We start from the raw sequence: 15137 nt of genomic DNA on the forward strand, positions 1-15137 counted from the left end.
TAGAATAGGCGTCATCCGTGGCATACTTTTCATTGCGATATCATTCATAATTAAAGCCGTTAATTATAAAAATAGGCAAGTTTTATCTTGGAACTATGGATAAGTTTGGGCTAAGGGGGTTTGCCAGGCTTTGGTCGCGAATTACATAAACTCAAACGAGTTCTGCATATATAAGCATGGGGCTAATACAGTCATCTGACCTATTTTAGCCCCGATAAGGTTGGTTGCTTCTGGATCGCTTGTTCGTTTATGGTCTTAATTTGAACTTACTAACCAGCCGGGCAAGCTCTTCAGCTTGTTGATTAAGCTCCTGAGCTGATAGTGCAGCAACTTGTGTATCCTGCAAAGAATGCTGGCTGGACTGTTCAATCCTAGATATGTCTTGAGCCATTTCTCCGGCAACCACAGATTGTTCCTCAGTGGCCGTAGCGATTGCCTGGATCATCGCTGCAATTTCTGATGCCCCCAGTACAATATCATCCAGCTGTTTGCCCGCAGTCTCAGCCATAGAGACACTTTGATCAACCTGAGACACGCTGTTTTGCATTGAGCTGACCGCATGTTCTGTCTGAGACTGAATAGACTGTACGGTTGATACCACTTCTTCGGTTGCCTTGGAGGTCCGCTCTGCCAGGGTTCTTACTTCGTCGGCGACCACCGCAAAGCCGCGACCCTGCTCACCGGCACGGGCTGCCTCAATAGCGGCGTTTAATGCCAGCAGGTTAGTTTGCTCAGCGATGCTGCCAATGACTCCAATCACATTACCAATCTGACTGCTCAGCTCACCCAGGTGAGTGACATTTTCAGCGGTTTTCTGTACGTTTTGTGAGGCAGTTTTTATCTTACTGACGGTTTGTCCGACGGTTTCTCCTCCACCAGATGCTAAAGTACGAGCCTGATCGGCGTGGCTGGCAGCCACCTGACTCTGTGATGCAACTTCAGAGACGGTGGCACTCATCTCTTCAATGGCGGTTGCAACCTGAGTTGACTGATCTGCCGAAGAGCGGCTGCGAGACGCGATTTGGTCGTTGGCCTCAGCAATATCCTGGCTGGAGGTGCGCACATCATCTACCACCTGTGCGATAGAATGCAGCAGCTCGTTCAAAGAGTGGGCCATTTTATTGGTGGCCTCAGCGAGCCCATCAATTTCGTCTTGTCCTTTGTGATCAATGTCTCTGTCAGAGATATCACCGGCACTGATCCGTTCGGCAACCCCCAGCACCTGATTTAGCCTGGAGACGATGGAATTGCTGATCAGATAGGCAATCATCATGCCTAACATTGCCGCAATAAGCGTGATCACAATGATGACAATTGAGATGGTGCTTAATCCTTCAACCAGTAATTCTAACGCGCTAGTGGCATCGTCAATTTCTTCCTGGGCTGATGTGTCGAGCACTTTGGCAACTTCCTCCAGATACTGCTTATTCATTTTCTTAAGCAGCTCGGTGGTTTGTTTAAACGCGTTCGGATCGTAACTTTGAAACACTGCGGCTGCTTCATCGCGAATGTTTTGATACAAACGCTTAATTGTCGCGATATCTCGTTTTTCATTGGGTTTTTGCTCCAACGGGATCAGGAGATTTAAGTACTCTTCAAAGCTGGCTGCATCTTCGTCAAACTCGGCCTTGGCGCCGGCATCACCGTTAGTGTGAGAAATGATAGCTGCGATCATGTCACCCGCTTCATCGACCAGCTCGAGATAGTAGCGAACGCCAGGTAAGTCATCGTTCAGAGACTCTTGCAGGTCGCTGGATTGCATTGCATCATTAAACTCTTGCTCCTTTAGCTTATCCAATAAATCTTCCAACTGGCCTCCAGTGGTGTCATTAAGCCGGTTTACCCGCTCCCGGATCCTTTGGTAGTCCATGGGGTCAAAACGGGCAAAGATTTCCTGATTGACGCGTTGATGGTAGGTTGAGACACTTTTTAAGATATAAGCCATTTTCTCGCGATCTGACTGCTTGGCAGATTCGTATCGATACAGCTCGGAATGTATTTCCTTGAACTTATCAAACAGCTCATTAAAAGATGCTTTTTTACTGGTGTCACCGTTCATATATTCGAGTGCGGCACTTTTCAGCAAGTGTTCTTTGTCAAGTAGTCGACTGTACAAGATCATACCGGGGAGGTCGTCCCCAATGACTTCAGTTGCACGGGCGGTTTCTGTTGCAACTTTAAACCAGACCAGAGTGCTCGATAGCACCATGAGTACAATAAGAATACCAAAGGCAGAGTAGAGCTTGTTGCTGAGTTTCATAGGATCACCAAAATAGAATAGGCGTCATCCGTGGCATACTTTTCATTGCGATATCATTCATAATTAAAGCCGTTAATTATAAAAATAGGCAAGTTTTATCTTGGAACTATGGATAAGTTTGGGCTAAGGGGGTTTGCCAGGCTTTGGTCGCGAATTACATAAACTCAAACGAGTTCTGCATATATAAGCATGGGGCTAATACAGTCATCTGACCTATTTTAGCCCCGATAAGGTTGGTTGCTTCTGGATCGCTTGTTCGTTTATGGTCTTAATTTGAACTTACTAACCAGCCGGGCAAGCTCTTCAGCTTGTTGATTAAGCTCCTGAGCTGATAGTGCAGCAACTTGTGTATCCTGCAAAGAATGCTGGCTGGACTGTTCAATCCTAGATATGTCTTGAGCCATTTCTCCGGCAACCACAGATTGTTCCTCAGTGGCCGTAGCGATTGCCTGGATCATCGCTGCAATTTCTGATGCCCCCAGTACAATATCATCCAGCTGTTTGCCCGCAGTCTCAGCCATAGAGACACTTTGATCAACCTGAGACACGCTGTTTTGCATTGAGCTGACCGCATGTTCTGTCTGAGACTGAATAGACTGTACGGTTGATACCACTTCTTCAGTTGCCTGTGAGGTGCGCTCGGCCAGTGTTCTGACTTCGTCGGCGACCACCGCAAAGCCTCGACCCTGCTCACCGGCACGGGCTGCCTCAATAGCGGCGTTTAATGCCAGCAGGTTAGTTTGCTCAGCGATGCTGCCAATGACACCAATCACGTTACCAATCTGGCTGCTCAGTTCACCTAGGTGAGTCACGTTTTCAGCGGTTTTCTGTACGTTATGTGAGGCGGTTTTTATCTTACTAACGGTTTCCCCGACGGTATCTCCTCCACCAGATGCCAAAGTACGAGCCTGATCGGCATGGCTGGCAGCAACCTGACTTTGCGATGCTACTTCAGAGACGGTGGCACTCATCTCTTCAATGGCGGTTGCAACCTGAGTTGACTGATCTGCCGAAGAGCGGCTGCGAGACGCGATTTGGTCATTGGCTTCAGCTATATCTTGGCTGGAGGTGCGGACATCGTCCACCACTTGTGCAATAGAATGCAGCAGCTCATTCAAAGAGCGGGCCATTCTGTTGGTGGCCTCAGCGAGCCCGTCAATTTCGTCTTGCCCTTTGTGATCAATGTCTTTGTCGGAGATATCACCAGCACCGATCCTTTCAGCAACAATGAGGACTTGGTTGAGCCGAGACACAATCGAGCGGCTGATCAAATAGGCTATGACGAGGCTCAGTAACGCAGCAACTAACGTGATAACAATAATTGCAATTGAGATAGCGTTCAGCCCGTTTACCAGTTGTGCTACTGCGCTGGTAGCATCATCAATTTCTTCTTGCGCTGAAACTTCCAGAATTTTAGCAATATCCTGTATGTACTTTCTATCTAGTGCTTGGAGTGTTTCACTGGCTTGTATAAATGCATCTGAGTTGCCAAAAGTCTCTGAAGCCCTATCTTGAACCGCTTGTTTCGAGGTTGGGTGGTAGCGTGCAAACACATCCTGATTAACCCGTTGGTGATAGGTGGAAATACTACGCAGGATATGCGCCATTTTATCCCGATCGGATTGTTTGGCTGACTCATAACCATAAAGCTCATTGTGCACGGCTTTAAATTTTTTAAATGTACTGTTAAATGTCGCTTTTTTACTTGTATCACCATTCATATATTCGAGTGCCGAGCTTTTGAGTTGATGCTGGGTATCGAGTAAGCGGCTGTAGAGGATCATTCCAGGCAGATCGTCACCTGTTACTTCTTCCGCACGGGCAGTTTCTGTGGATATTTTAAACCACACTAATGTACTGGACATGATCATGAGTATGATTAACACACCAAATGCGGCATACAGTTTATTGCTGAGTTTCATAGGAACTCCTGAGTAGAGCGTGAGTGTTTAAGTTATTGCTTTTATTTTTAAGTAATAAAAAAAAGTAAAATTGAATCGTTCCAAATTTATACTGAAAAACTCTAGAGAGAAACATTAAATTTGTTGTGGAAGACTGGTAATTAGGTTTTCTTTTTACTTTAAAGAGTGGCTTATTCAACCTTATAGTTTATCTTAATGTTTTTTATTTTGATAGTGAAGCATTTAAAGCTATCTCGTATATAAATAACTATCTCTACAGGGTTTATGATATATTTAATATTAATAAAGTCATATTTATATTGAGTGGCTTCCTAACGTCTTTTAAGACATGTTTTTTAGGGCGCAGATAACTTGTAATTGCAATGGGTGGGAGGTCGACTCGAGAAGTGCCAGTTCAGTTGTGTAATAGATAAGAAAACACAGTACACATGATTGGACTAACTGGTCAGATGTGTTAGGGTTGGGTGTTATTTTATTCAACAGGTTAAGCGTTATGGCAACACCCTTATTAAAAACCTACAAGAAGTTTAAATGGTTGCCCTTTGGCAACTGGCTATTCATTGGCTTCAGCTATATCTTGGCTGGAGGTGCGGACATCGTCCACCACTTGTGCAATAGAATGCAGCAGCTCATTCAAAGAGCGGGCCATTCTGTTGGTGGCCTCAGCGAGCCCGTCAATTTCGTCTTGCCCTTTGTGATCAATGTCTTTGTCGGAGATATCACCAGCACCGATCCTTTCAGCAACAATGAGGACTTGGTTGAGCCGAGACACAATCGAGCGGCTGATCAAATAGGCTATGACGAGGCTCAGTAACGCAGCAACTAACGTGATAACAATAATTGCAATTGAGATAGCGTTCAGCCCGTTTACCAGTTGTGCTACTGCGCTGGTAGCATCATCAATTTCTTCTTGCGCTGAAACTTCCAGAATTTTAGCAATATCCTGTATGTACTTTCTATCTAGTGCTTGGAGTGTTTCACTGGCTTGTATAAATGCATCTGAGTTGCCAAAAGTCTCTGAAGCCCTATCTTGAACCGCTTGTTTCGAGGTTGGGTGGTAGCGTGCAAACACATCCTGATTAACCCGTTGGTGATAGGTGGAAATACTACGCAGGATATGCGCCATTTTATCCCGATCGGATTGTTTGGCTGACTCATAACCATAAAGCTCATTGTGCACGGCTTTAAATTTTTTAAATGTACTGTTAAATGTCGCTTTTTTACTTGTATCACCATTCATATATTCGAGTGCCGAGCTTTTGAGTTGATGCTGGGTATCGAGTAAGCGGCTGTAGAGGATCATTCCAGGCAGATCGTCACCTGTTACTTCTTCCGCACGGGCAGTTTCTGTGGATATTTTAAACCACACTAATGTACTGGACATGATCATGAGTATGATTAACACACCAAATGCGGCATACAGTTTATTGCTGAGTTTCATAGGAACTCCTGAGTAGAGCGTGAGTGTTTAAGTTATTGCTTTTATTTTTAAGTAATAAAAAAAAGTAAAATTGAATCGTTCCAAATTTATACTGAAAAACTCTAGAGAGAAACATTAAATTTGTTGTGGAAGACTGGTAATTAGGTTTTCTTTTTACTTTAAAGAGTGGCTTATTCAACCTTATAGTTTATCTTAATGTTTTTTATTTTGATAGTGAAGCATTTAAAGCTATCTCGTATATAAATAACTATCTCTACAGGGTTTATGATATATTTAATATTAATAAAGTCATATTTATATTGAGTGGCTTCCTAACGTCTTTTAAGACATGTTTTTTAGGGCGCAGATAACTTGTAATTGCAATGGGTGGGAGGTCGACTCGAGAAGTGCCAGTTCAGTTGTGTAATAGATAAGAAAACACAGTACACATGATTGGACTAACTGGTCAGATGTGTTAGGGTTGGGTGTTATTTTATTCAACAGGTTAAGCGTTATGGCAACACCCTTATTAAAAACCTACAAGAAGTTTAAATGGTTGCCCTTTGGCAACTGGCTATTCAGCAAGGCAGTTTGTAAACGAGCGCCTTATTTTGGCACCATCAAACCTAAGATCACCCACCTTAGTGAAGGGCGCATCACGGCGCAGATGCCCAACCGCAAGGCGGTCCATAATCACATTGGGACAGTCCATGCGATTGCGCAGTGCAATCTCGCAGAGTTATGCGCTGGCGTGGTGACTGACGCCAGCATTCCGTACAAAACACATCGCTGGATCCCCAAAGGGATGACGGTGCAATACCTGAAAAAAGCCGAATCAGACCTGCGTGCAGAAGCGACGATTTCGCTGCCACGTCAATGGCAGGACAAAGAGGAGTTAATTGTCCCGGTTGAGGTATTTAATAGTGAAGGGGTTAAGGTTTTTCATGCCGATGTCACTATGTATATTTCGGCGAAAAAGTAAAAAATAGGCCCGCGATAAATGGGCCTATTTAATTAGAAAGTGTAGCGGTACTTCACTTCTGATTGGGTGTAATCCACACCATTGGTGTACTCCAGGATAACAGCGGAGTGTGATGTAAAGTCGAAACGAAGGCCCAGATTTACATAAACACCATCTTCATCATCTGCGGAGTTGTCCAGTAACTCATAGCCGGCCTGGCCATAGGCGCTGATGCGCTTGCTGAATGAGTGCTCGTACTCACCATAAAGACGGCGTGTGTCCATTGTTGAGTTAGAGCGATTAGTTGACACTTCGAACTCACCAAGCTGAACGCCAACTGCCAGGCGTCCATTGTCCGTTGAACGCAGAATGTAGCCCAGATTAAACGTCGTTTCGTCAACGTCGTAGTCATCATCTAAAAGCTTGTCGAAGAATGTCAGGCTGTCTGAGTGCTGATCGATTTTGAGTCCCATAAAGATGCCATTGGCAAATTCATAACTACCAGCAATGATAAATCCCTGAGGATCAACTGAACTCGGTGCGCCATCCAGGCTCGTCTCACCATAACCTACTTCCAGATAGCTTTTGCTTAGCTCGGCTGCCTGAGCGCCCAAAGATGCCGTTGCCAGTAGTAGACCTAAAATATGCTTGTTCACTATATATCCTTTTAATCGTTTAGTGAGGTACGAAAAAACGAGCCGGGTAAGCTCGTTCCGCTTTTATCATATGCGTGAAATGTATCACTATCGGATACTAAAGAGGAGGGCTAAGTTTATGTTTTTATGTTATTAAATGTTACCCGGTAAACATGTCTATTGAGTATTTACACTTCGCTGGCTTTATCCAGGGGGGTGACGTTAGAAGATTCAACGCGATGATTCAGCTGACCCTGAATATGCGCACCGGCCTGAATTGTCAGCGTGTCATGTTCGATATCACCCGTGACTCTGGCACTGGGCTCCAGCGTCACACTATCTGCACGTATGCCGCCTTGTACCTGGCCACGCACCTGAACCTGCGTGGCTGTAATATTGCCCTCGACGATACCAGAGTCGCCAATAATGAGCTGGGTAACGTTAAGATCGCCAACGACTTTACCATCTATCTGGATTTCACCATCGCATTGGATGTTACCTGTGATTTCGGTGTCGGGAGAAATAAGCGAGAAAGGAAGTGAAGTTTTCTTTTTATTGAACACGTTTGAGCACTCTTGCCAGTTTTACAGGGTTTATATGCTTTTTATCCTGTAACACCTCATAATGCAAGTGTGTACTGGTACTACGACCTGTGCTACCCATCAGGGCAATGACATCTGACTGTTTAACTGCCTGGCCTTTTTTCACTTTGATGGTGTGTAAATGGCCATAACGCGTCACTATGCCATTGGCATGTTGAATCTCAATAAACTTGCCATAACCACCATTTTTACCAGCTTTACTGACCACACCATCAGCCGGGGCAATGATCTGGGTTTTATGCCAGCCTGCCATATCCACCCCTTTGTGATAGGCACGGCGGCCTGTGATGGGGTCTTTACGAAAACCAAAGGCGCTGGAAATATAATACTTGTCGTGCGCCACGGGCATCATTTTAGGGGTGGAATGTAATAAGTTTTCCAGCTGATTGAGTTGCACTGAGTCATCGATAAGCTGGGTATACCTGTTGTTTAGCAGTGTTGCATCGACCTGATGATATGGACCACCCTGGGCGGAGTTGCTTTCGGTTGACAGTGTCAGACCTGCTTCATTAAATCCGGCCATCAACTGGTTGTGACGCGCCGAAATAACGGCCTGTAAGGTTGTGAGTAATGCAGCCTGTGCATCATTCAAATCCGCGCTTTGGGTTTCAAATTCATGACTGTCACTGCCCGCGGGTTGTGCATCCGTCTGAGGTGCATTGTCCGGTAAAGCAGCGGGAGACTCAGTTTGTTCAGTGATAGAAGTGGGTAGTGCACTGACAATTTCACTGAGTACTGTGTGTTGCTCGTTTAAAGTCGCCAGTTGAGTGTGCTGCTGCGTGAGTTTTGCAGTTAGCTGCTGTTTTTCCTGCTCCCAGCTTTGCGCTTTGGCCCGAAGTTCAGACTGTAAGGCATTGACTGTGTCTTGCTGCTTAAAAAACGCTGATGTACTGATAACTAACCAGCTAAGAGCACAACAAACCAGCATTAGTGTGATAAATTGCAACCAGCCGGGCACAACCATCAGACTAACCTGGCCGTTCTGGCGCAGCATTAGTTGTTTAGGTTGAAATAGTGATGTGATCAGGCGTTTGATATAGCGAAACATAACACGTAAAAATTAAAAATAACGACTCACTCTAACAATTTTTATGCAAAAAGCCAGTATTTACTTACAAAAAAAAGGTGTACTTAAGCACACCTTTGTTTTGTATAGGAATAGTTTTTCGCTTGCGATTACTTCGCTGGCAGGATAGTGCCTTCGACTGAACCGAAACCGATACGTGCAAAGCCATTGGCTTCACACCAGCCGCGCATAATGACCTTGTCACCATCTTCCAGGAACTTACGCTCTTCGCCATTGTCCAGGGTGATGGTCTCTTTACCGCCACGTGATAGTTCTAGCAGTGAGCCCGCTTCTTCGTGCTCCGGACCAGACTGTGTACCTGAACCTAGCATGTCGCCTGGCAGGAAGTTACAGCCGTTTACCGTGTGGTGAGTGACCATTTGTGCCACTGTCCAGTAGCTGTGTTTAAAGCTGGATTCTGACAGCTTGCTAGGCGCAGCATTGGCTTCGCGCATTTTCGCTGTTTCAAGTAGCACGTCCATCTGGATATCAAACGCGCCAGCTTCACGGTTGTGTGCAGACTCCAGATAGTCCAGAGGCTGAGGATCTTGCTCATCACGATGCCAGTTGGTGCGATACGGCGCCAGGGCTTCTGTGGTGACAATCCACGGTGATACCGTTGAGGCAAAGTTTTTCGCCAGGAATGGACCTAATGGTTGATATTCCCAAGCCTGCAGATCACGGGCTGACCAGTCATTGAACAGGCAGAAACCAAATACATGGCTTTCAGCATCTTCAATCGAAATTGAGTCACCCAGTTCATTGCCTTTACCCAGGTAGATACCCAGTTCCAGTTCGTAGTCCAGGCGCTTACAAGGACCGAAAGACGGTGTATCTGCATCAGGTGCTTTCGTCTGACCTTTAGGGCGCGGGAAGTTTTGACCAGACACATCAATTGAAGAAGCACGGCCATGGTAACCGATTGGTACCCACTTGTAGTTAGGCAGCAAAGGGTTATCCGGGCGGAACAAACTACCTACCGCAGTAGCGTGATAGATTGAGGTATAGAAATCTGTGTAATCGCCAATGTGACAAGGCAGCGCATATTCAACGTCAGATTGTGCAACCAACGCCGCTTCTAGTGCGCCCTGATGCTCTGAGCCTTCACGAAGAGCACGAGACAGTGCCAGACGCAGTGCAGACCAGTAGTTCTGGCCCATACCCATAAACTCATTCAGTTTAGGTGCATTGGCTGCTTCAACGGCATCCTGTGCTTCGCCACTGAAAATACCTGCAGCAGCAACCACAGCCAGGTCCAGTACCTGATCACCAATGGCGACACCGCCACGGAACTCTTCGGCGCTGTCTTTGCGGCGGAATGAGGCAAATGGCAGGTTTTGAATTGGGAAGTCGGTACCGGCCTGGTTTGCGCTGGTAACCCAGCTTTTAAGATTAATGTCGTGCGTTTCGTTGATAAAAGACATGGTCTTTCCTTTTTGCAAGTTTGAGGCTGCTCTCAGATGTGGTGATAGCGTTTTGGTTTTTCAATGCAACATCTGAGTCTCAGACAAATTAAACGGCAAAAGCAGCCAGAAGGCATGGCCCCAAGCTGCTTTTAATTATCCACTCTCAAAGGAGAATTAGATCACGCCGCGGCGTTCCTGGTCACGCTCGATAGACTCGAACAGTGCCTGGAAGTTACCTTCACCGAAACCACCGTCGTCTACACGCTGGATCATTTCGATAAAGATAGGGCCGAACAGGTTCTTAGTGAAGATCTGTAGCAGGTAGCAATCTTCGCTCTGGCTGTCTACCAGGATCTGGTGCTCTTTGATCTTGTCACGGTCTTCTTTAACCCAAGGTACACGGTCAAAGATAGTGTCGTAGTAGTGATCAACAATGTCTAATGTTGCAATGTTAGTCTGGTCAAGTTTGTCCAGTGACGCAACCAGGTCGTTGGTCAGGAATGCCAAGTGCTGTACGCCCGGGCCATTGTACTCGTCCAGGTACTCGTCGATCTGGTTGTTGTTGTCGTCTTTACCTTCGTTAATTGGAATAGAGAAGGTGCCACATGGAGACTTCAGAGCGTATGACAACAGAGCAGTCTTCTGACCTTTGATGTCGAAGTAACGAACTTCAGTAAAGCCGAATACGTCTTTGTAGAAGTTTGCCCATGTTTCCATGGTGCCTTTGTATACGTTGTTAGTCAGGTGGTCGATGCGCAGGAAGCCTTTGTCTTCAACGATGACTTGCTCTTCCAGCTCCACGAAGTCCTGCTCAAAGATAGAGCCTTTGTCACCGAATACGTCGATGAAGTAGATCAGGCTGTCACCGATGCCGTAGATAGCAGGGTAAGGCAGATCTTTGTGTGTTGAATCAGTCGCTGGTTTTGCACCACGCTCTACCGCGATTTCAAACGCTTTTTGCGCGTCTTCTACACGCCAGCCCATTGAACAGATTGCCGGGCCGTGGCTCTTAGCGAACTCAGCAGAGAAACCGCCACGCTCTTTGTTGAGCAGGAAGTGAATGTCATGCTGGTTGTAGTATAGGATGTCTTTGTCTTTGAACTTTTTCAGTTTAGAAAAACCAAAATCGGCAAAAATCTTTTCCATGTAGTCCGCATCTGGTGTTGCGTACTCGGTAAACTCAATGCCTACTAGGCCTAGAGGATTTGTTACTTCACTCATTGTCATACTCCCGCTTTAAAGCACTGGATCGCTATTTGTTTTGTGCTGTGGATGATTAATCAAAATGACCAAAAGGGGAAGCTATGGGGGTGAATTAGCAAGAGGGGGAAATGTAAATTCTGTCGTACAAATTGTCACAGTTATACGGATTGAGTGAACAGGATAATTTTTTCGATTACAAGCCTCAGTTTATTCTGTAAATTGGATTGGCTGATTACAAAATTTTTTTAAAAAATGGACTTATCCATATGAAAAAAAAGATATTTTAAGTTCATTGTTGACAGCGATATCATGCTGGAACTTTTAATGGGACAGTCGCAATGTGAGGTGAATTTTGCTTGGGTGTATTAATAAGTTTACAAAAGTGAGTCAGAAATAGAAAAGCCGCACAAATTTAGTGCGGCTTTTACATGAATCACAGAGCGAAAATTACTGTCTTTCGCCCGAGATCTCTAATTCTTTCTCAAGATAATGCTCCTGAGTGTGTGGCTCGTCAGTGCTTCCCTCTGCACCATGCATCCAGTCAACCAGCTTGTTGCTGAGCAGGTACATTGCCAGTGCAGACAGTAGTGCTGTTGCACCCAGGCCAATGAAGATACTCATGGCGTTATTCATTGCTTCGTGGCCCTCGCCGATGAAGGAACCAACAAGGCCCGCGATTTTGTTCGCAACCGCTGTACACAGGAACCAAAGGCCCATTAGCAGAGACGCCAAGCGCAGTGGAGCCAGCTTGCTCACCATAGACAGGCCAATTGGCGACAGACACAGCTCACCCAGAGTATGGAACAGATAGAAAAGCACCAACCACATCATGCTGATCTGTAAGTTGCTTGGATCGCTGCCTTCGGTGATCAGCGCCATCATCATGGTCAAAAAGCCCAGCGCCAGGAATACTAACGCGATAGCAAACTTAACAGGAGAGTTAGGCTCACGTTTGTCCAGCTTAAGCCAAATCATGGCCACCAGGGGTGCGAAGATAATAATGAAGATAGAGTTCAGAGACTGGAACCAGGCAGCCGGAATTTCAAAGCCCATCAGCATACGGTCTGTGTAGTCAGCGGCGAACAGATTCATCAGGCCGCCTGCTTGTTCGAAGCCCATCCAGAAGATAATACTGAATACACTCATCGTGAAGATAACGCGGATACGGTCTTTTTCCTGGCTTGTAAGAGGCTCTTTGGTGTTACTGGCCGATTGCTGCTGAGACAGCTTAGCAGCAGGTACCACACCGATGTCGCCAAGATATTTCTGGCTTAATAGTAGCTGCATCACAACGGAGATCACCATGCCGATACCTGCAGCGATGAAACCAGCTTGCCAGTTAATTTGCGCTGCAACATAACCTGCGATAAGTGGGCCCAGTGCGCCACCTAGGTTGATACCCATGTAGAAGATAGTGAAGGCACCGTCACGGCGCTTATCACCTTCCTGATACAAGTCGCCAACCATAGTAGAGATGTTTGGCTTAAACAGACCGTTACCGGCACATAGTAATGCCAGGCCAATATAGAAAACCTGCTCTTCCATACCGGCAACCAGGCTGTGTGGTATACCCATAGTAAAGTGACCTGCGGCCATCAAGATACCACCAAGGATAATGGCTTTACGTTGACCCATGACATTATCAGCCAGCCAGCCACCAATCAGTGGTGTCAGATATACCGCCATGGTAAAGGTACCATAGAGACTGATTGCATCGGCGTTGGTCCAGCCGAAGCCGCCATTTTGTACCTGAGCAACCAAATATAAAACGAGTATTGCACGCATACCGTAGTAGCCAAAACGCTCCCACATTTCCGTGCCGAAGAGTAAGAACAGGCCTTTTGGATGGCCCAGAAACTCACCGCGATTAGGTAATGAATTCATATTATTCCCATTTCAATCAAATGTGTTGTGTTGGCCTTAATATTATCGATGCTGGAGGTACTGTTGATGACAGTATTACTCCGCATACTTTGAACGGGTGGCCAGTCCCCAAATGATTTACAAGTTAGTGTAATGCTGACTAACTATGCATTAAAAGCGCGTCAGTATACCTAGTGGGGTGGCGATGGGGAAGCCTTACCAGCTGGGTTAGACGCTTTTTGTATACAAAAAAACCAGCCGATCTGGCTGGTTTTTGCGCATATAGAGCAAATGTGCCGGTTATCGGCAAAAATTGTCGACAAACGTCAGGTCATTGATGTGCTCAGGACCTTCCATCACTAATGTCGCAACGGCAGTGTTTGGATTGAGCTGCCAGATCTGTGCGTTGCTGCCGTCTTCACGACCTGATACATACAGTTCGCCATTGTCTGTGATTGCCAGGCCTGATGCCCAGTTCACGCCGTGTTCACCAATCTTAGTCAACTCCATGTTGCCTTCGTCTAGGGTATACAGCGCTTTACCAGTCAAGACGTAAAGTACGTTTCCGTCTGCTGAGTAAGCAATGTCACCATGGCTGAAGTCGTCACCCGAGTAAGACAATTTACCCAACACGGTTTTTTCACCGCTGGTCATGTCAAAGTCGTACATATACGTCTTACTGGTGCTACGTAAAGAGATACCGTCAGGCGTGACTGCAGAGCGATACAAAGGCCATGATTTAGTCTCTGCCACGCTGTACTGCTGATTGCCGTTCAGGTCCAGTGCCCACAGAGTCGACGCTTTAGTGCTGTTGTTGGTTTGTTCCATGAAGTACAGTACGCCATCTTTACTGGCGATATTTGAGGCCGTGTGTGTGACACCCGATACTGTGCTGTACTGACCCGCATTCAGGTCAAAGTGGTAGACGAAACCGTTTTGCGCAGAGCCGTAGTTATTGATGCCAAACAGGCCTGTTACACAATCTGCGGTAACAGACACATTGTCCAGTAATGCGCCATAGGAATCTGAGTTACCTGCACCCACGAACTTCAGCGTACTTTCATCGCTTTCAGCCGTCACTGTGATGGTGTAATGCTGCCAGCCGCGTTGTGTACCGTTTAGCTCTGCGATTACCTGATCATCCCAGTACACGGTTGCTTTGTTGGTGTCTGCATTATTGGTAACACGCGGTGAGTAGTAGAAACTCACGACATACTGCTTGCCTGCTTCAGTCGCAACACTTTGGTATGCGCTGTAGTTACGGGTTGAGTCCAGCTCCAGGTATTGTTCACCATCCTGAGCCTGAATAAGACCAAGGCGATTGGTTTGAATTTCAAATTTTGCAGAGCTGCGATTCCAGCCAGGCAGCGTTTTCATCAGGCTCCAGGAGCCGTTGATGGTTTCTGACTGCTCAAAAGAACCGTTCGTGATTAGATTATCACTGGCATTTGCAGCAAAGCTGCTGATTAGGGCGGCACTCAGGCCAAGCGCGATAACTGATAATTTCATAGATATACTCCAGGGCTTCACTCTATTCGTGTAAATAAAATGTTATCCCTAATCAATTTTAACTAGTCCCATTTTCTTACTTTTACACGGTCTGGTCAATTACAAATCAAAAAATGACTGTTAGTTCCTATTTATGCCTCAATTTTAGAATATAAAAGCAGTACCAAAGGATTGGTTTTTGCACGCTGTGTTCCTAATACTTTTACATGTCATCTGATCTACTGTCGTTTCGCATTTTGCACATTTTTGCGTTTTGCATGCCCATTTTGCTCATTTGGCTTAGCAAAATT

The 15137-nt window shown here is 45.9% G+C and carries 11 protein-coding genes; 1 reads left to right on the forward strand and 10 read right to left on the reverse strand.

The features are described from left to right. Positions 1-247 precede the first annotated feature (247 nt). From PRUB_RS21000 to PRUB_RS21010, 3 genes are all read right to left on the reverse strand, one after another. Positions 248-2260 carry a methyl-accepting chemotaxis protein gene (locus tag PRUB_RS21000; RefSeq protein WP_198452403.1) on the reverse strand — a complete coding sequence of 671 codons (2013 nt, stop codon included), beginning with the start codon at positions 2258-2260 and terminating at the stop codon, positions 248-250. 260 nt (positions 2261-2520) lie between these two features. After that, positions 2521-4182 carry a methyl-accepting chemotaxis protein gene (locus PRUB_RS21005; protein ID WP_010385102.1) on the reverse strand — a complete coding sequence of 554 codons (1662 nt, stop codon included), beginning with the start codon at positions 4180-4182 and terminating at the stop codon, positions 2521-2523. Positions 4183-4735: 553 nt separating this feature from the next. Then, positions 4736-5623, reverse strand: coding sequence for a HAMP domain-containing protein (locus tag PRUB_RS21010; protein WP_242065284.1), 888 nt, complete (start codon positions 5621-5623; stop codon positions 4736-4738). Between the two features lie 493 nt (positions 5624-6116). Here PRUB_RS21010 and PRUB_RS21015 point away from each other — a divergent pair, with 493 nt between their 5' ends. Beyond that, positions 6117-6584, forward strand: coding sequence for a hotdog fold domain-containing protein (locus PRUB_RS21015; RefSeq protein ID WP_010385101.1), 468 nt, complete (start codon positions 6117-6119; stop codon positions 6582-6584). Between the two features lie 32 nt (positions 6585-6616). Here PRUB_RS21015 and PRUB_RS21020 read toward each other — a convergent pair whose 3' ends face one another. The 7 genes from PRUB_RS21020 to PRUB_RS21050 all read right to left on the reverse strand — a co-directional run bounded on the left by PRUB_RS21020 (position 6617) and on the right by PRUB_RS21050 (position 14847). Beyond that, the gene (locus PRUB_RS21020; RefSeq protein WP_010385100.1) at positions 6617-7219 is read right to left on the reverse strand and encodes an outer membrane beta-barrel protein; all 603 of its coding nucleotides are present in this window, start codon (positions 7217-7219) and stop codon (positions 6617-6619) included. Positions 7220-7386: 167 nt separating this feature from the next. Next, complete coding sequence (locus PRUB_RS21025) at positions 7387-7761, reverse strand: bactofilin family protein (RefSeq protein ID WP_010385099.1); 375 nt, start codon at positions 7759-7761, stop codon at positions 7387-7389. Then, positions 7751-8848: a M23 family metallopeptidase gene (locus PRUB_RS21030; RefSeq protein ID WP_010385097.1), complete on the reverse strand. Its 1098-nt coding sequence runs from the start codon at positions 8846-8848 to the stop codon at positions 7751-7753. Before PRUB_RS21030 ends, PRUB_RS21025 begins: the two co-directional genes overlap by 11 nt. A gap of 128 nt (positions 8849-8976) precedes the next feature. Then, positions 8977-10290: a fumarylacetoacetase gene (fahA, locus tag PRUB_RS21035; protein WP_010385093.1), complete on the reverse strand. Its 1314-nt coding sequence runs from the start codon at positions 10288-10290 to the stop codon at positions 8977-8979. A gap of 156 nt (positions 10291-10446) precedes the next feature. Then, positions 10447-11493: a 4-hydroxyphenylpyruvate dioxygenase gene (hppD, locus tag PRUB_RS21040; protein ID WP_010385091.1), complete on the reverse strand. Its 1047-nt coding sequence runs from the start codon at positions 11491-11493 to the stop codon at positions 10447-10449. A 429-nt stretch (positions 11494-11922) separates the two neighbouring features. Next, the gene (locus tag PRUB_RS21045) at positions 11923-13359 is read right to left on the reverse strand and encodes a peptide MFS transporter (RefSeq protein ID WP_010385089.1); all 1437 of its coding nucleotides are present in this window, start codon (positions 13357-13359) and stop codon (positions 11923-11925) included. A 279-nt stretch (positions 13360-13638) separates the two neighbouring features. Then, positions 13639-14847, reverse strand: coding sequence for a DUF642 domain-containing protein (locus tag PRUB_RS21050; RefSeq protein ID WP_010385088.1), 1209 nt, complete (start codon positions 14845-14847; stop codon positions 13639-13641). Between the last annotated feature and the right edge of the window lie 290 nt (positions 14848-15137).

It is taken from the genome of Pseudoalteromonas rubra (genome assembly GCF_000238295.3).
Taxonomy (GTDB): Bacteria; Pseudomonadota; Gammaproteobacteria; order Enterobacterales; family Alteromonadaceae; genus Pseudoalteromonas; species Pseudoalteromonas rubra.